Consider the following 16,558-nt stretch of genomic DNA (forward strand, 5'->3'; position numbering starts at 1 on the left):
TTCGGTGTCGACACCGAAGTCCTCGCGCACAGTCGTCGCCGCGGCACAACGGACCAGCGGATCGTGCGGGCTCTCGCCCACCTGATCTCGATCACCCGTTCCGTGTACCGGGACGCGGAACCGGGCATCGCGATGCTGGACCGACGGGTGCAACCCGGCATCCGGACCGCGTTCGTGCTGTATTCCCGCATTCTCGACGAGATCGAGCGAGGCGGTTACCGGGTTCTCGACCGGCGCGCCACCGTGTCCCGGAGACACCGGTGGGCGACGGCACTGCCTCAGTTCGCCCGGCTCGCGGTGCCGGCCCGTGGCCGAGCGTGGTGACCGGCGGTCAGAATCCCATCGCCTGAGCGCGGCGGATCACTTCGCGGGCAAGGTCTCCGTGCAGGGCCTGGACGGGTGCGCCGGGGAGGCTGTCGTCCTCACGGAACAGCCACAGCAGGATTTCCTCGTCCTTGAATCCGCCGTCGTGCAGCACGGCGATGAGACCGGGCAGCCATTTGACGGTCTCGCCGGTCTCGTCGAAGAAGAGTTCGGGAACACCGAGGACGCCGTCGCGTCGGACGGCGATCAACTGCTGATCGCGCAGAAGCTGCTGCACACGGGTGACGGCCACACCGAGGTTCTTCGCGACGTCCACCAACTGGAGGAGCGAGACGGAAGGGTCCAGGACATCGTCACAGTAAGGGATGGCACTCACTCCCCTAACGTTATCTGGTCGCTTCCTGCGTGGCGCTACCGGTCGGTGTCGCTGGCTACGATTGAGGGGCGCGTGGCCGGGCTGCGCGCACTGACGGGGGAACGGACACTGTGCACGATGGAGGTCAACGTTTGATCGGCGAGCTGCTCGACCGGCGCTATCGGGTGGATGCCACGATCGCGCGTGGCGGCATGTCCACCGTCTACCGGGGGCTCGACACGCGTCTCGACCGTCCGGTGGCCATCAAGGTGATGGATCCGCAGTTCGCGGCCGACCCGGCGTTCGTCACCCGGTTCGAGTTCGAGGCCCGCTCGGTGGCACGGCTCAAGCACCCGTCGCTGGTCGCGGTCTACGACCAGGGGCACGACCGCGAGCACGCGTTCCTGGTGATGGAACTCGTCGACGGCGGAACGCTCCGCGAGCTGCTCCGGGAACGCGGGCCGATGCCGCCGCACGCGGTGGCCGCGGTCGCGGGCCCGGTTCTCGACGCGCTCGCCGTCGCCCACCGGGCCGGTCTCGTGCACCGCGACGTCAAACCCGAGAACATCCTGATCTCCGACGGCGGTGAGGTGAAGATCGCCGACTTCGGTCTGGTGCGGGCCGCCGCCGCGTCGACCACCACGTCGAACAGTGTGATTCTGGGCACGGCGGCGTACCTGTCGCCGGAGCAGGTGACGTCCGGGATCGCGGATACCCGCAGCGACGTCTACTCCACCGGTGTCCTGCTGTTCGAACTCCTCACCGGACGGACCCCGTTCACCGGGGACACGTCGTTGTCCGTCGCCTATCAGCGGATCAACCAGGACGTTCCCCGGCCGGGTTCGTTCATCGCGGGCGTCCCGCCCGAGTTCGACGAACTCGTCGCGGAGGCCACCCACCGGGAGCCGTCGCACCGCTTCGCCAATGCCGAGCAGATGGGCTCGGCCCTGCGCGGCATCGCGGCGGCGCTCGACCTGCCCGCCTATCGGGTGCCCGCCCCGCGACGCTCGGCGCAGCACCTGAGCGCCGCGGCCGCCGCGAGCGCGCCTCCCCTGGGCGCGCCGCCGGGCCCCGCCGCACCGCCCACCGTGCACCTTCCCCCCGCCGCGCCGCTGTCGCCGCCCAGCCCGCTGCCGGCGCAGCCCGGTGTCCAGCACACGCGGGTCGTCACCACCCAGACTCCGCGCCCGCCGATCGACGAACCGTCGTTCGCGGTGGAGGACGAACCCGACGACGGCTATCACTACCCCGACTTCGCCGCCGAACGGCAACGGTCGCGCCGGACCACGATCGTGTGGCTGCTCGTGATCCTGATGCTCGCCCTGGCGGTGGGTTTCGGTGGCTGGTGGATGGGTTCGGGCCGCTTCACCGCGGTCCCGACCACCGACGGTCTCGATCGCGGTGCTGCGGTGACGGCGATCGAAGCGGCAGGTCTGTCGACGGAGATCCGGGGGCAGTACTCCGACACGGCTGCGCTCGACACGGTGCTGGGTACCGATCCCACGGGCGGCTCGCGGATCTCCCGCGACGGCACGGTCGCTCTCCTCGTGTCCCTGGGGAGGCCGACCGTCCCGCCCCTGCCCGCGGGCGGGGAGCGTGCCGGAATCGAGCAGGAACTGCGGAATCGCACGTTCACACCGGTCGACGGCGGTCAGGCGTTCAGCGCGAAAGTCCCGATCGGCGCAGTGGCCGCGCTCGACCCGGCACCGGGTACCGAGCTCGCGACCGGTTCCACGGTCAAACTGATCGTCAGCAAAGGTGCACCGCCGGTAGACGTTCCCGACGTGAAGGGCATGTCGGAAGCCGAGGCCCGCGCGTCACTCGAGGCGGTGGGCATCGTCGTGCAGGACGTCACCACGGACTTCGACCGCAACGTCGCCGCCGGGGACGCGATCGCGACCAGCCCCAAGGCAGGCACCAGCGTCAATGCCGGTACCAGCGTGACGTTGAGTGTGTCGAATGCGGTGCGGTTGCCGTCCATGCTGGGACGGACCGTCGGGTCCGCACGCGACGAATTGAGCCGCCTCGGACTCGACGTGAAGGTGCGTTCGGTGACCGACACGGACAGGTCTCTCGTCATCAGCCAGAACCCGGGCAGCGGCGATCTGGTGAAGCCCGGGAGCACGGTCACCCTGGTCTCACTGCCCTGACCCCGCAGGTGCAGGGCAGTGAGGGTTCGAATGATGCGGGCGATCAGCCGCGCAGCATCTCCGCGACGAGGAACGCCAGTTCCAGCGACTGCTGGGTGTTCAGGCGGGGGTCGCACGCCGTCTCGTAGCGACCGGACAGGTCGAGGTCCGAGATGTCCTGCGCGCCGCCGAGGCATTCGGTGACGTTCTCACCGGTGAGTTCGACGTGGATGCCGCCCGGGTAGGTGCCGAGACCGTTGTGGACCTCGAAGAATCCCTGGACCTCGTCGACGATGCGGTCGAAGTGGCGGGTCTTGTATCCGGTGGACGCCTCGTGCGTGTTGCCGTGCATCGGGTCGCACTGCCAGATCACCTGGTGACCAGTGGCCTGGACCTTCTCGATGATGGGCGGCAGCAGGTCGCGGACCTTGTTGTTCCCCATGCGCGAGATCAGGGTGAGACGACCCGGCTTGTTGGTGGGGTCGAGGCGCTCGACGTATTCGACCGCCATCTCCGGTGTGGTGCTGGGTCCGATCTTCAGGCCGATCGGGTTCGACACGAGTTCGGCGAAGGCGATGTGCGCCCCGTCGAGCTGACGAGTGCGGTCGCCGATCCACAGGAAGTGAGCCGACAGGTCGTACAGCTTGGCGTGGTCGTCGTCGTTGTCGAGGCGCAGCATCGCGCGTTCGTAGTCGAGGACGAGCGCCTCGTGGCTGGCGAAGATCTGCGCGTGGTGCAGGCTGGGATCGGTGACGCCACAGGCGTTCATGAACTGCAGTCCGCGGTCGATCTCCGCGGCGAGTGCCTCGTACCGGGCCCCGGCCGGCGACGACGCCACGAACTCGCGGTTCCAGTCGTGGACCTTGTGCAGGTCGGCCATGCCCGCGCCGGTGAGCGCGCGGACCAGGTTCATCGCGGCGCTGGCGTTCGCGTACGCCCGCACGAGCCGCGACGGGTCGTGGGCGCGCACGGCCTCGTCCGCGACGAGGGAGTTGATCATGTCGCCGCGGTACGACTGCAGGCCCAGGGCGTCCACGTTCGACGACCGCGGCTTGGCGTACTGGCCGGCGATGCGGGCGACCTTGACGACGGGCAGGCTCGCTCCGTAAGTCAGGACCACGGCCATCTGCAGCAGGGTGCGGATGTTGCCCTTGATGTGCGGCTCGGTGTTGTCGGCGAACGTCTCGGCGCAGTCCCCGCCCTGGAGAAGGAACGCCTCGCCGCGCGCGACCTGGGCCAGCTTCTCCTGCAGGGCCACGACCTCGCTGGCCACCGTGATCGGTGGCACGCTCTCGAGGACGGTCCGCATCGCGGCGGCCTGACCCTCGGGCCATTGCGGCTGCTGTGCAGCGGGCTTGGCCAGCGCTGCATCGAGGCGCTCACGCATCTCGGTGGGCAGCGGCGGGAGTTCGGGCAAGCGGTCGATCGGCACGTCGACAGTCCAGTTCACCCATACAGGATATTCGCTCGACCGGAGCGATGGCGAGTCAGGTCACCGGAGTGAGCGCGCAGCCTGAACTGCCTCGAACTTCGCCAGGTTGTGCCGGGCGTCGGAGAGGGCGTCGTGCGCGTCACCCGGTGCAGGTGGGAGCGCCGGGCTGCCGTGCTCCTCCCAGTACTGGCGGAGTTCCCGGGTGTACCGGGGCAGCGACTGCGGCAGCTCCGTCATGTCTCCCCACAACTGACAGAGAGCGACGTGGTCGTAGGCGGCCACCCACGCCCACAGTTCGGGGACGATGCCGGGCCGCGGAATCAGGAACGCGTAGAGGTCGTCGCGAATGCGGGCGCGGCTCTTCCAGAGGGGCGACGACGGCTGCGGCAGCTTCGGCAGCACGTTCCTGCGCACCCACTTGCCTGCGCGGTCGGGATCGAACTCGGTGGACACCGCGTAGAATTCACGTCCGTCCTCTGCGACCACCCCGATCGACACCAGGTCGATCGTGCGACCATCCTCGATGAACTCGCAGTCGTAGAAGTAACGCACGCCCGCAAACTATGCCTCACCCGTTGGCGTCATCCGGATCCACCCCTACCTCGTGAAGGAGGCCTCGGTGCGCGCAACCTCCGACGGTCGACAGTCCGCCGCCCCTGTCGCGGACCCGATCGACCCCCCGCGGGTGCCTCTGCATCTCCGTGTCGGAGGTCTCGTCGTCCGAGTCCTCGTCCTCGCCGGGCTCGCAATCGGATTCGCCTACAACCTGCTCGGACTGCCCGGCCTGCGGGACTTCGGCAGCTACTACCGGCTGGATCTCGACGTCTACCGCCTGGGCGGTTCGGTGTTCCTGCACGGCCCGACCCTGTACGGGTCGATGCCGGCCACCCAGATGGGGAACTTCCTCCCGTTCACGTACCCGCCGCTCGCCGCCGTCGCCTTCAGTCCGCTGTCGACGGTGTCGCTGGCGACTGCCGGGACCGTCGTGACGGTGTTGTCGCTGATCGCGCTGTTCGGTGTTCTCGTCGTCACGCTCGACTCGCTGGGCATCGCACCCCGCACCACGCTGGTGTGGACTGCCCTCGGTGCGCTCGCGGTGTCGATGGCCCTCGAACCCGTCTCGTCGACGTTGGACTACGGGCAGATCAACATCCTGCTGATGCTGCTGGTCGCCGCGGACTGCCTGCCGAAGAAGACGCCGTGGCCGCGCGGCGTGCTGATCGGCCTCGCGGCTGCGGTGAAGCTGACGCCTGCCGTGTTCATCCTGTACTTCCTGGTGCGCAAGGACTTCCGCTCCGCCGTCGTGACCGGGGTCAGTTTCCTCGCGTTCAGCGCAGTGGGCGCGATCGCGACGTGGAACGACTCCGTCACCTACTGGACGCACACGCTCTTCGATTCCGATCGGATCGGCACCCCGGCGTATCCGGCGAACCAGAGCATCACCGGTGTGCTGGCCCGGCTCGGCCTGAGCGACTCGGTGCGCACCCCGATCTGGCTGCTGCTGAGCGTCGTGGTTCTCGCACTCGTGATTCTCGCGATGGCGCGGGCGCTCCGGTCCGGCGAGACCGCGCTCGCGCTGGGACTCAACGCCGTTCTCGGACTGCTCGTCTCCCCTGTGTCCTGGTCGCACCACTGGGTGTGGTCGGTGCCGGTGATCCTCGTGCTCGGGGTCCTCGCCTACCGTCGCCGGAGTGTCGCCCTGGCGGTCACGGCCGTGGCCGGCGTCGTCGTCGTGAGGCTCGCCGCGCACTGGAAACTCGGGGTGGGCCGCTGGAGCGGAACCCACTGGAATCTGTGGGATCAGTTCCTGGCGTCGTCGTACGTGTGGTGGGGACTCGCCGTGGTGCTGGTCGCGGTCGTCGCGTTCCGCACCCGCCCCTCACAGTCCGACGAGGACGATCGGTCGGAGACCTCCGACGATCTCACCGTCCCCGTCGGCTGAGAGGTCGCGGCGGTCAGCTCGCCCGCGTGTCCGGCAGTCGCGTGACGGTGGTGGCGTCGCTGGCCGGCGCCACATCGGGCACCGAGGCGTCAGCGGCGGGCGCCCTCTTCTTCAGCGTCGCCGCGTAGATGTCGACGTACTCCTGACCCGACAGCTTCATCAGCTTGTACATGACCTCGTCGGTGACGGCCCGCTCCACGAAACGGTTGCCGCCCATGCCCTCGAACCGCGAGAAGTCGATGGGCTCACCGACGCGGATGGTGACCTTCGAAGGACGCCAGACCCGGGAGCCGATCGGGTTGACCTTCTCCGTTCCGATCATGGCGACCGGGATGACCTTCACACCGGATTCGAGCGCCATGCGGGCCAGGCCCGTCTTGCCCTTGTAGAGGCGGCCGTCGGGCGACCGGGTGCCCTCCGGGTAGATGCCGAGCAGCTTGCCCTGCGAGAGGACGCGCAACCCGGCGTTCAGTGCGTCCTGCGCGGCGTCGGCGCCCGTCCGGTCGATCGGCACCTGGCCGACCACCGAGAAGAACCAGCGCTGGAAAGCGCCCTTGAGTCCCGTCCCGGTGAAGTACTCGCTCTTGGCGAGAAAAGTGATCCTCCGCGGCACACGCAACGGCAGGAAGAACGAATCCAGCACGGCCTGATGGTTACTCGCCAAAATGGCCCCACCCTCCGCCGGAATGTTCTCCGTACCCTCCACGGTCGGCCTACCCAGCCCCCAGAGAACCGGCCCCAAAAACACGTACTTGAAGAGCCAGTACCACATGGCGTCCCTCCCGTTCACAACCCAAGCTTCGTTCGGGTCGACTCTACTTCGGGTGGGTGAGGGTCGCTACACACGCCCGGGAGGTCCGCACAGCATCACACTCTGCGGGTTTACAGCAGTAGGCCGGACGTCAACCCACCCGATCGGGCAGGACGGCCCGAGCGAGTTCCGCCGCTCCGATCATGCCCGCCGCCTCCCCCAGCTGGGTCGGCCGGATGCGGGCCAGCGGACGGTGCCCGGCCCCCGTCGTCAGCGACGCGTAATGCTCGCGGGCCTCGTCGATGAACAGCGGTGAGGAACTCGCGACCCCACCGGCGATCACGACGAGATCCGGGTCGTACACGTCCCCGATGAGCGCCAGGCCGACGCCGAGCCAACGGGCGAACTTCCGCATGGTCTCCAGTGCCAGCGGATCGCCGTCCTGTGCCGCGCCCGCGATCCGCCGGCCCGTCAGCGCACCGGGGTCGACCGCCACCTCCCGCGCCAGGACGGTCGATGTCGCCGGATCCGCGGCCAGAAGTTCGATGGCGGTGTCGACGAGGGCCGTCCCGCTGCAGTACCGCTCCCAGCACCCGTGTTTGCCGCACGCGCACGGGCGTCCGTCGGGGACCATCTGGATGTGGCCGAGTTCGGGTGCGACGCCGTGGCTGCCGCGGTACAGCCGGCCGTCCGCGAGGAGCGCCGCGCCGATGCCCGTGCCGATCGCGAGCATCACCACGTTCCGGCCGCCTGCTGCCGCACCGAACCGGTGCTCGGCCCAGGCCGCCGCGTTCACGTCGTGCTCGAGGATCACCGGCAGACCGAGACGCTGCCCGAGGTCCCGGCCGACGGGTGCACCCACCCACGGCAGATGCGGCGCGAACCGCACCGTCGTGCGGTCGGGGGTGATGAACCCGGCGACCGCCAGCCCCACCGCGGCGACGTCGTGCCGCGCGGACAGCTCCCGGACCGCGCGGTCCAGGCCGTTCTCGAGTGCTTTCGCCGACGCCGGGGTCGGCGACTGGAGCGAGTCGAGCACTTCACCGGCCGAGTCGACCACCGACGCACGGATGCTCGTTCCACCCACGTCGATGCCGATGGTCAGCGCCGCGCTGCCGCCACGTTCGCTGCCCGTGCCTGTGCTCATGGAGATGATTGTGCCCATGCCGGATCGCCGACGTGCACGAGTCCGGCGATCCGGCCCGCACGGAGCACGCTCAGTGCTTGATGGTGACCGTGATCGGCTCGAACGCCGAGCCGCCGTCCGGTTCGGGCGTTCCACCGCCGGGGCCGGGTTCCGGAGTGTCGGGGCCGCCGGGGCCCGGGGTGTCGTGAACGGCATGCTCGTCGAGGACCTGCCGCAGCACCGCGATCAGCACGGACGCCTGGCCGGCGAGCAGGGTCACGAGATCGTGCTGCTCACCGCGGATCAGGGCCGCGAGTGCGCACACCGGGCACCACGTGCACCCCGACCACTGCCCGGTTCCGGGCACCGCACCCTCGGCGTCCGCCTGGGCGTGCGGCGCCGCCGCGCGCTGGAGAATCGGCTCGAGACGGTCCAGGGCGGTCTCGGCGAGCGCCCGCAGCTCCGCCACCAGCTGCGCGTGATCGTCGTTCATACCGGCCACACCTGCGGGTCGGGCGTGAAGCGCACGACCAGATCGCTTCCGTCGAGTTCTGCGCCCGCGACGACGCACCGGCGCAGGACCGAGGCGAGGCGGACCCGGCGGCGCACCCCTTCAGCTCCCACGACCAAGTCGTCCTCCACTCGACCCAACGTGAGGGTCGACGGGTTCACGAGCGGAAGATACATCCGCATCGTGTACACAGAATCCACACCGGCCCCCGATTCCAGCCCCACCCGCACTGCAGGCGGGTTCTTCCCCAACACCGCAACCGCGTCCGTGTCGTCGGCATACAACTCCCGGGCGATTCCGCCGAGATCGGCCCACCCTACCGGCTCCGTCACCGACCGGGTCACCGAGAGGATCACCGTAGCGCCCGCGGAGGCGGTCAGCTCGGCGAGCACCCGCTGCTGCAGGGCTCGCCGCCTGATCAACCATGCCACACCGGGATCGTCGTGTCCTGCCGGCGAATCGAAGTGCGGCAGAAGGTTGTTCACGAGGATCGCATCGACGCGCAGGCCGGACAGCGCGGCCACCGCCACGGTGCGCCGGGTCTCCGTCAGCACCACCCGCTCCGGCGTCGTCACCAGTCGCACAGTGGTTTTCGCCCGGTTGGCGAGCATCTCCCGGACCTCGCCGACCGCGGCGACGACCTGTTCGATCAACGTCACCAGCATGACGAGGCGCGGATCGGAACCCAGGAGCGCGACGATGCGGCGGTGCTGCGGCCACACCCGCTCGATGTACTCGAGAGCCATTGCAGGCGCGGCGAGCGTCCGCAGACAGTCCGCGGTGGGCGGGCAGTCGACCACGACGGCGTCGTAGTCGCCCTCGGTGGCGAAGCGGACGATCTCGCGCAGCCCGAGCACGTCCTGCACGCCGGGAAGCCCGGTCAGCTCCTCCGGTTCGAGCGCCGACAACTGGGCACCGTGGTCATGCGATCCGGCGGCCGCGAGAACCGCTGCCAGACTCCGGAATCTGTTCTCGAGCAACGTGAGGGTGTCGAGTTCGAGCACGTCCAGGGTGTCGGTCACGGACACGAGGTCCCGGGCGGCGGCGATCCCGACCACATCGGCGAGGGAGTGCGCCTGGTCGAGGGAGACGAGGAGAGTCCGGTTTCCCGCCTCAGCGGCCGCCTGCGCCGTAGCGGCCGCGAGCGTCGTCTTCCCGACGCCCCCCTTCCCTACGAAGAACTGGACCCGCGCAGGTCCGGCACGACCCTCGCTGCTCAGCCTTCCACCCGCTTCTTGAGTTCCTTGAGCGCGGTGTCGGTGATCGCCTTCTCCGCCTTGCGCTTGAACAGGCCGATCATCGGAATGGTGAGGTCGACGGTGAGCTCGTACGTGACGGTGGTGCCGCCACCCGGCTCGTCCTCCAGAACGTACGAACCGAACTGCGACTTCTGGATCTCACCGGACTCGAGCTCCCAGCTGACCGATTTGCCGTCGGGAGCCCAGTCGTAGCGGAGTACGTACGTGTCCTTGACCATGCCCGCGTCGAGCACGAACCGCACCCGGTCGGCCCGGCCGCCCTGTCCGGGTTCCATGACCTCGACGGACTTCGCTGCGGCCACCCACGCCGGGTACGCGTCGAAGTCGGCGATCACATCCATCACCCGGGCGGGCGGCGCCTCGATACTGATCGACCTCTTGGTCCTCTCGGGCATGGAGTGAACGCTTCCTTTCGCCTGGCCGACCCGCTCGTCGATCGCGGGGCCACGCCGTTACCGGTTTCGTATGTCTGTGTTGTGCCCGACTATCACACACGATCTCGGCGCCCTGACACAATGCCGACCCCGCCGCGCGGCCGGATCTGCCTCAGGACGGCGGTTCTCCCGCAGCGCGACCGGCCTCGAGTTCCTTCTTCACCTCGAAGGACATCACCTTTCCCTCGACGCGCCTGCGACGGTTCAGTGCGGCCACATCGGGGGTGCCCTCGCTGCGGGCCGGTTCGGCGTGGAGGAAGTAGTGGATGATCGCCCCGTCCAGCACCGGCTCGAGCCACACTTCCATCGTTCCGGTGAGGGGTCCGGCCACCGTCCACCGGATGCCCTTCTCGGCCCGGTCCTCGCGGACGGCGAGAGTGAGATCGGGCCACCACCGGCGCCAGCGGGCCGGCGGGGCGATCGCCGCCGCGACCTGCTGTGGTGGGGCCGCGATGAACGTCTGGTCTGCGACCTGAATGCTGCTCACGGCGACTAGCTTCACATACCGCTGCCTGCGGTGGCCGCGGGGTTCCGCAGCACCTCACCGGCAGGGCTCTGACCACGCTTCTTCGGCCTGGCAGCAGACCGGGCGGGGGAAGGTCTAAAGTTGGGACGACAATCCTACTCGTCAGTATCTTCAGTGTCGGAGGTTTTCGTGCCCGAGTTCAGCGCGCCACAGTCGTTCACGATCGCGGAGGACCCGTCCGCGGTCGACTCGGTGTTCGCCCACGCCGCGGCCGACCCGACGCTGGTCGTGTACAAGCGCAAGATCGGCGGACGCTGGACCGACGTCACGGCCGCCGAGTTCGCGGCTCAGGTCACCGCGGTCGCCAAGGGTCTCATCGCCCTCGGCGTCCAGCAGGGCGACCGGGTGGCACTGATGTCGGCCACCCGGTACGAGTGGCCCCTCGTCGACTTCGCGATCTGGGCAGCGGGCGGCGTCACCGTCCCGATCTACGAGACGTCCTCCGCCGAGCAGGTCCGGTGGATCCTCGAGGACTCCGCCGCGATCGATCTCGTCGTCGAGAACGCGACGCACGCGGCCACCGTGAAGGCCGTCGCCGCCGAGGCGACCGCGCTCCGCGGCGTCTACCAGATCGAGGCGTCCGACGGCGGCCGTGGCGTCGTCGAGGAACTGACCGAACTAGGCGCCGACGTGCCCGACTCCGAAGTCCAGGCCCGCGTGGCCGCGCTGAAGTCGAGCGATCCGGCCACCCTCATCTACACCTCCGGCACCACCGGCAGACCCAAGGGCTGCCAGCTCACGCATTCCAACCTCATCGCCGAGTCCAAGGGCATCCTCGATTCCAGCCTCGGCACCCTGCTGAAGACGCCCGGCGTCAGCACCCTCATGTTCCTGCCGATGGCGCACGTCCTGGCGCGCGCCGTCAGCATCGCGTCGTTCGACGCCGGCGCCGCACTCGGACACACCAGCGACATCCCGAACCTCGTCCCCACGTTCGGCGAGTTCCGCCCCGACTTCATCCTGTCCGTGCCGCGCGTGTTCGAGAAGGTGTACAACAGCGCCCGTGCCAAGGCCCACGGCGAAGGCAAGGGCAAGATCTTCGACGCCGCCGCCGAGACGGCCATCGCCTGGAGCGAGGCTCAGGACAAGGGCGGGCCGGGGCTGGTGCTCAAGGCCAAGCACGCGCTGTTCGACAAGCTGGTGTTCTCGAAGCTGCGGGCGGCGCTCGGCGGCAAGTGCCAGCTGGCGATATCGGGCGGCGCCCCGCTCGGCGCCCGCCTCGGCCACTTCTTCCGCGGCATCGGCATCACGATCTACGAGGGCTACGGCCTCACCGAGACGTCCGCGGCGTTCGCGGTCAACACGATCGGCGAGCAGAAGGTCGGCTCGGTCGGCAAGCCGTTGGCAGGCAATTCCGTTCGCATCGCCGACGACGGCGAGATCCTGCTGTCGGGGCCGGTCGTCTTCAGCGGCTACTGGCGCAACGAGAACGCGACCGCCGACGCGATCGAGAACGGCTGGTTCCACACCGGCGACCTCGGATCGGTCGACGCGGACGGGTACATCACCATCACCGGCCGCAAGAAGGAGATCATCGTCACAGCGGGCGGCAAGAACGTCTCCCCCGCCCAGCTCGAGGATCACCTGCGTGCCCACCCGCTGATCAGCCAGGCCATCGTCGTCGGGGACCAGCAGCCGTTCATCGGCGCGCTCATCACCATCGACGCCGACGCGCTGCCCGCGTGGAACGAGCGCAACGGCAAGCCCGCAGGGACGACGGTCGCGGATCTGCTCGCCGACGCCGACCTCACGGCCGAGATCGACGAGGCCGTCGCGGAGGCCAACAAGCTCGTGTCGCACGCGGAGGCCATCAAGAAGTTCCGGGTCCTGCCCGTCGACTTCACGGAGGAGACCGGCGAGCTGACGCCTACGATGAAGCTCAAGCGCAACGTGGTGCACGACAGCTTCGCCGACGACATCGCCGCCATCTACGCCAAGTAATGCCTGCGGCTCGTGAGTACTTATCAACCCCCCGCGGTTAATAAGTACTCACGGGCGGTCACGCAAGCAGTGCCTGGAGCTTGGCAGCGAGCACGTCCCATCGCCACTCCGCCCTGACCCATTCGCGGCCGGCCGCACCCATCGCGGCCGCACGGTCGCGGTCCGACAGGACCGAGATCACCGAACGCGCTACCTCGGACACCGACGTGCCGTCCACGACCATGCCGGTTTCGTTCTGCCGCACCGTTTCCGGGGCGCCACCGGACTGTCCGGCGATGACCGGCACACCGGTGGCGGACGCCTCGAGGAAGACGATGCCGAGGCCCTCGACGTCGAGTCCCGCGCCCCTCGTGCGGCACGGCATCGCGAACACGTCGGCGATCGTGTGGTGCGCTGCCAGCTCCGCGGACGGCACCGTGCCCGTGAACACGACGTGGTCCTCCACCCCGACCGAGCGCGCGAGCGAGCGCAGACGGTCCTCGTAGGGGCCTCCGCCGACGATCACGAGCACGGCGCCGTCGATGTGCTCGCGGATGCCCGGGAGCGCCTTGATGAGGATGTCCTGACCCTTGCGCGGCACGAGACGGGACAGGCACAGGACCGTCGGCCGCTCCCCCAGCCCGTAGCGGGACCGCAGTTCGGCCCGCGCCCCGCTGTCCGGGGTGAACAGGTCGGTGTCGACTCCGGGCGGCAGGTGTTCGAGCGCGGCACTCGCGCCGAATGCGGACGCGAAGCGGCCCCTCGTGTACCGGCTGACATACGTGACGACGTCGGTCCGGTCGCCGATCCGTCCGAGGGCCTGGCGGGCGGCGGGGAGCATCGACCAGCCGACCTCGTGCCCGTGGGTACTCGCGACCACCCGTTCCGCCCCGGCGCGGCGCAGCGTCGAACTCAGCAGCGCGAGCGGGGCGGCTGCGCCGAACCAGACGCCCGTGCAGTCGTGTTCGGCGAGCAGTTTGGCGGCTCGGCGGGCGACGAACGGTGTGGGCACCATCAAGGTGGTGGGGTGCCGGACGACCTGAAACGGTTGCCGCGCATCGAACTTGATGTGCGAGTCGCCGCGCCAGCGCGGGGCGTAGACGACCAGGTCGTCGGCGGGCAGGTGCTTGGCGAAGGTGTGCAGGTACGACTGAATTCCGCCGGGTCGCGGCGGAAAATCGTTCGTCACCAACAGGGTTCGGCGCATGTGCTCACCGTAGGCGGTGGACCGTGCGGCGACCGACGCAGGGTCACCCCAGGTGAGCACCCACCCAGTCGGTCCAGCGGTCACGGAATTGATCGGCGTCGACGCCGAGGACATCGGACAGCCGCCCGTCGACCGTCTCCGGATCGGCGTCTCCCACGGCCAGCGTCCGGTACAGCTCCGTCAGCCTCGATTCGCCGTACTGCTCCGCGACGAAGGCGTTGATCGACCACGCTGTCTCGTAGGCGACCGAACCGCGTTCGCCGTACCCGGAGAAGTCGGTGTCCTCGGGGAACTCGGTCGGCGGACCCTCGGCACCCACCTGCGCGGTCAGTGCCGGCGCGATCTGCCGTTCGGCCTCGCCGGTCCCCCGGTAGGCCGCGTACTCCGCGTAGCCCTCCAGCACCCACATCGGTGAGCGGTCCACCGTCTCGGCGCGCGCCGCCACGTGGATCAGCTCGTGCCGCAGGATCGCCCGCCGGGTGACCTCGGTCAGCCGGTCCGCCGACGCGGGGCTGAACACGATCCGCTGTCCGCTGACCGTGGCGGCGTCGGGGTCGACGGCGTCCGAGATGGCGACGGCGGCGATGTCGCGTCCGTCGTGATTCGGGCCGACGAGCGCCGTGAACTCGTCCTGCGATCCGGCGACCCACACGAGCGCGCGGCCTGCCCAGTTCGAACCCCACAGCTGGGTGGCGTTGACGACGGCGGCGGGGAGTTCGTCCGCCAGCCGGTCGACCATGGTGGCGTTCTCGGGATGTCCGAGCACCACCGACGTCCGCCCGTCACCGGTGTCGACGCGGCGCGACACGACGGGTCCGAAATCCCACGGTCCGCGCCAGGTCCGCCGCTCGCCGTCCACGGTGGCGCTGTCGCTGACGAGTGCCCAGCGGTCGCCGCGCCGGGCGACGACGAGAGCCACCGCTTTGCGGGTGGGACTCTCGTCCGCGATCGCGTAGCGGAGCTGCACGGCGGGGGCCCACACCTCGTCGGCCCCGATCGCGTCGACGAGACTCGACGGCACGGCCGTCTCGCCGCCCTCGGCGATCTCGTAGCCCCAGTCCGAGAACTCCACCCCGGCAACGTTGCCCGCCCGCCGCGTCTCGGCGGCCAGGAATCCCGGTGCCGCCGTCCGATCCATCAGACCGGACAACCGGGCCGCGTCGTTCGTCCGCACGGCCGACGCCCAGGTGTCGAGGAGCGTCTGGACGGCTGCCGCACGCGCCTCGGCATCGGCCTGCACGGTGCCGACGGCTCCGTCGGCGGCCCGCTCGGTCCGGGAGAACCCGGTCAGTGCGAGTACGACGACGACGGCGAGGACGAGTCCGGCCAGTGCGGCCAGCTCCCACGGGCGCGCCTGACGGCGCGAGGTCGGATCCGTTGCGGGAGACGGGTCTGAAGCGGGCACGCCGGTGAGTGTATGAGCACGCCCGGACGCCGCTGTCGGATGGTCGCCGTCAGTAGCGGCGCGCCCCGTAGAAGGGGAACTTCGCCATCGACTCGATCTTCACCGGAACGCCGAACGTCGAGGCGTGGAGAATGTTGCCGTTTCCGGCATACAGGCCGACGTGGGACGCGTCGTTGTAGAAGAGGACGACGTCGCCGGGCTGCAGGGCGTCGCGGGACACCGGGGTGCCGCCGCTGGCCTGCGCCTGACTGGACCTCGGCAGCGTCTTGCCGATCTGCTTGTACGCCCACACGACGAGTCCCGAGCAGTCGAATTCGTCCGGACCGGTGGCGCCCCACACGTAGGGGTCGCCGATGCGGGTCATGCCTGCCTGCAGCGCGCTCGTGCCCGAGCCGGGGGTGAGGTGCGCGAGGATCGTGTTCGGATCGAAGCCGGGCGGGAAGGGCGTCCCCGCCAGCTGGTCTCGTTCGGCGCCGGTGAGATCTCCGAATGCCTTGATCACGTCGGCGATCTGCGCCTGCAGGTCGCTCTGTTTGCGTTGCAGGTCGTCGCTCACCGCTTTGGCCTGCTCGGTCGCGGACCGCGCGGCATCGGCGGACTTCTTCGACGCCTCGGCCGCCTCGGTGGCTTCCGACGTGGCCGACTGGAATTGCGCGACCTGATTGCGGGTGTCGTTGGAGATGGCGTCCAGAGCGGACATCTGGTCCAGGAGTTGCTGCGGCGAATCGCTCACCATCACGGCGAAGAGACGATTGGTCCGTGCGCCCTGGTAGTTGGCGGTGGCGAGCTTGTTCACCACGGGCTGGAAGACGGCGACGCGCGCGTTGGCGGCGTCGAGCACACCCTGGTCGGCCGCGAGCTTGGCGTCGGCGTCGCGTTGCGCCGACTGTTTGGCCTCGAGATCGATCTGCGCGTTGTGGAGTGCTTCCGACGTCTGCTCGGACTGCCGGGACAGGTCACCGAGTTTCGTCAGCGCTTCGGTCGGGTTGGTGGTGACCGGGTCTGCACCCGCCTGGATCGCGGGCAGCGACACGAGCGCCACCGACAGCACGCCGGCTGTCAGCACGCTGCCCAGGGAGCGCTTCATCTTGTGTGAGGCCACGGAAATGCAGTTCTCCGATCGTCGATCTCCACCAGCCGGGTCGGTTGTCCGGTGCGCGGCTCAGGGATTTCCGCGGCCGAGGCGACCGTGGAGTGCCGAAGAGGTGGTGACCCGCGTTGCCGCCCGGTTGGCGCG

16 protein-coding genes are annotated in these 16,558 nt (G+C 69.3%); 4 read left to right on the forward strand and 12 right to left on the reverse strand.

Features of this window, described 5'->3' with window-relative positions:
• The coding region (locus AZG88_RS15170; protein ID WP_197487825.1) for a squalene/phytoene synthase family protein at positions 1-324 on the forward strand (324 nt) is incomplete at its 5' end.
• A 7-nt stretch (positions 325-331) separates the two neighbouring features.
• Here AZG88_RS15170 and AZG88_RS15175 read toward each other — a convergent pair.
• Positions 332-700, reverse strand: coding sequence for an Rv2175c family DNA-binding protein (locus AZG88_RS15175; protein WP_005247663.1), 369 nt, complete (start codon positions 698-700; stop codon positions 332-334).
• A gap of 110 nt (positions 701-810) precedes the next feature.
• Here AZG88_RS15175 and pknB point away from each other — a divergent pair, with 110 nt between their 5' ends.
• Positions 811-2,829 (forward strand): Stk1 family PASTA domain-containing Ser/Thr kinase, encoded by a 2,019-nt coding sequence (gene pknB, locus AZG88_RS15180; RefSeq protein WP_231914017.1) that lies wholly within the window; start codon positions 811-813, stop codon positions 2,827-2,829.
• A 43-nt stretch (positions 2,830-2,872) separates the two neighbouring features.
• Here the strand turns inward: pknB and AZG88_RS15185 are convergent, their stop codons facing one another.
• Positions 2,873-4,258, reverse strand: coding sequence for a class II 3-deoxy-7-phosphoheptulonate synthase (locus AZG88_RS15185; protein ID WP_005247669.1), 1,386 nt, complete (start codon positions 4,256-4,258; stop codon positions 2,873-2,875).
• 42 nt (positions 4,259-4,300) lie between these two features.
• Positions 4,301-4,792: a polyadenylate-specific 3'-exoribonuclease AS gene (locus AZG88_RS15190; protein WP_005247670.1), complete on the reverse strand. Its 492-nt coding sequence runs from the start codon at positions 4,790-4,792 to the stop codon at positions 4,301-4,303.
• 67 nt (positions 4,793-4,859) lie between these two features.
• On the opposite strand from AZG88_RS15190, the gene AZG88_RS15195 reads away from it, so the two are divergent.
• Positions 4,860-6,182, forward strand: coding sequence for a glycosyltransferase 87 family protein (locus AZG88_RS15195; RefSeq protein WP_061698179.1), 1,323 nt, complete (start codon positions 4,860-4,862; stop codon positions 6,180-6,182).
• Between the two features lie 13 nt (positions 6,183-6,195).
• Here the strand turns inward: AZG88_RS15195 and AZG88_RS15200 are convergent, their stop codons facing one another.
• The 6 genes from AZG88_RS15200 to AZG88_RS15225 form a co-directional block, all read right to left on the reverse strand.
• Positions 6,196-6,954 carry a lysophospholipid acyltransferase family protein gene (locus AZG88_RS15200; protein ID WP_025432883.1) on the reverse strand — a complete coding sequence of 253 codons (759 nt, stop codon included), beginning with the start codon at positions 6,952-6,954 and terminating at the stop codon, positions 6,196-6,198.
• 130 nt (positions 6,955-7,084) lie between these two features.
• Positions 7,085-8,098, reverse strand: a complete 1,014-nt coding sequence (locus tag AZG88_RS15205; RefSeq protein ID WP_025432884.1) for an ROK family protein — start codon at positions 8,096-8,098, stop codon at positions 7,085-7,087.
• Between the two features lie 52 nt (positions 8,099-8,150).
• Positions 8,151-8,552 carry a hypothetical protein gene (locus AZG88_RS15210; protein ID WP_005247679.1) on the reverse strand — a complete coding sequence of 134 codons (402 nt, stop codon included), beginning with the start codon at positions 8,550-8,552 and terminating at the stop codon, positions 8,151-8,153.
• Positions 8,549-9,790 (reverse strand): ArsA family ATPase, encoded by a 1,242-nt coding sequence (locus tag AZG88_RS15215; protein WP_082833323.1) that lies wholly within the window; start codon positions 9,788-9,790, stop codon positions 8,549-8,551. The genes AZG88_RS15210 and AZG88_RS15215 overlap by 4 nt, the downstream gene beginning before the upstream one ends.
• Entirely contained in the window at positions 9,787-10,224 is a 438-nt protein-coding gene (locus AZG88_RS15220) for an SRPBCC family protein (RefSeq protein WP_005247694.1), read from the reverse strand. Before AZG88_RS15220 ends, AZG88_RS15215 begins: the two co-directional genes overlap by 4 nt.
• A gap of 151 nt (positions 10,225-10,375) precedes the next feature.
• Entirely contained in the window at positions 10,376-10,750 is a 375-nt protein-coding gene (locus tag AZG88_RS15225) for a hypothetical protein (RefSeq protein WP_025432886.1), read from the reverse strand.
• Between the two features lie 168 nt (positions 10,751-10,918).
• Here AZG88_RS15225 and AZG88_RS15230 point away from each other — a divergent pair, with 168 nt between their 5' ends.
• Positions 10,919-12,730 (forward strand): AMP-dependent synthetase/ligase, encoded by a 1,812-nt coding sequence (locus tag AZG88_RS15230; RefSeq protein WP_061698180.1) that lies wholly within the window; start codon positions 10,919-10,921, stop codon positions 12,728-12,730.
• A 58-nt stretch (positions 12,731-12,788) separates the two neighbouring features.
• Here AZG88_RS15230 and AZG88_RS15235 read toward each other — a convergent pair whose 3' ends face one another.
• Genes AZG88_RS15235 through AZG88_RS15245 form a run of 3 tightly spaced genes read right to left on the reverse strand, consistent with a single transcriptional unit; the run spans position 12,789 to position 16,423 of the window.
• On the reverse strand, positions 12,789-13,916 hold the full coding sequence (locus AZG88_RS15235) for a glycosyltransferase family 4 protein (RefSeq protein WP_005247697.1): 1,128 nt from the start codon (positions 13,914-13,916) through the stop codon (positions 12,789-12,791).
• Positions 13,917-13,959: 43 nt separating this feature from the next.
• Positions 13,960-15,321: a peptidase MA family metallohydrolase gene (locus tag AZG88_RS15240; protein WP_061698171.1), complete on the reverse strand. Its 1,362-nt coding sequence runs from the start codon at positions 15,319-15,321 to the stop codon at positions 13,960-13,962.
• 49 nt (positions 15,322-15,370) lie between these two features.
• Positions 15,371-16,423 carry a C40 family peptidase gene (locus AZG88_RS15245; RefSeq protein WP_005260128.1) on the reverse strand — a complete coding sequence of 351 codons (1,053 nt, stop codon included), beginning with the start codon at positions 16,421-16,423 and terminating at the stop codon, positions 15,371-15,373.
• Positions 16,424-16,558: the final 135 nt, after the last annotated feature.

Source organism: Rhodococcus sp. LB1, assembly GCF_001583455.1.
GTDB classification, from domain to species: domain Bacteria; phylum Actinomycetota; class Actinomycetes; order Mycobacteriales; family Mycobacteriaceae; genus Rhodococcus_F; species Rhodococcus_F opacus.

Bases quoted from the DNA above. Each gene is read 5' to 3' on its own strand.
- AZG88_RS15200 (WP_025432883.1), bottom strand. From the start codon at position 6,954: ATGTGGTACTGGCTCTTCAAGTACGTGTTTTTGGGGCCGGTTCTCTGG.
- AZG88_RS15205 (WP_025432884.1), bottom strand. From the start codon at position 8,098: ATGGGCACAATCATCTCCATGAGCACAGGCACGGGCAGCGAACGTGGC.
- AZG88_RS15210 (WP_005247679.1), bottom strand. From the start codon at position 8,552: ATGAACGACGATCACGCGCAGCTGGTGGCGGAGCTGCGGGCGCTCGCC.
- AZG88_RS15220 (WP_005247694.1), bottom strand. From the start codon at position 10,224: ATGCCCGAGAGGACCAAGAGGTCGATCAGTATCGAGGCGCCGCCCGCC.
- AZG88_RS15235 (WP_005247697.1), bottom strand. From the start codon at position 13,916: ATGCGCCGAACCCTGTTGGTGACGAACGATTTTCCGCCGCGACCCGGC.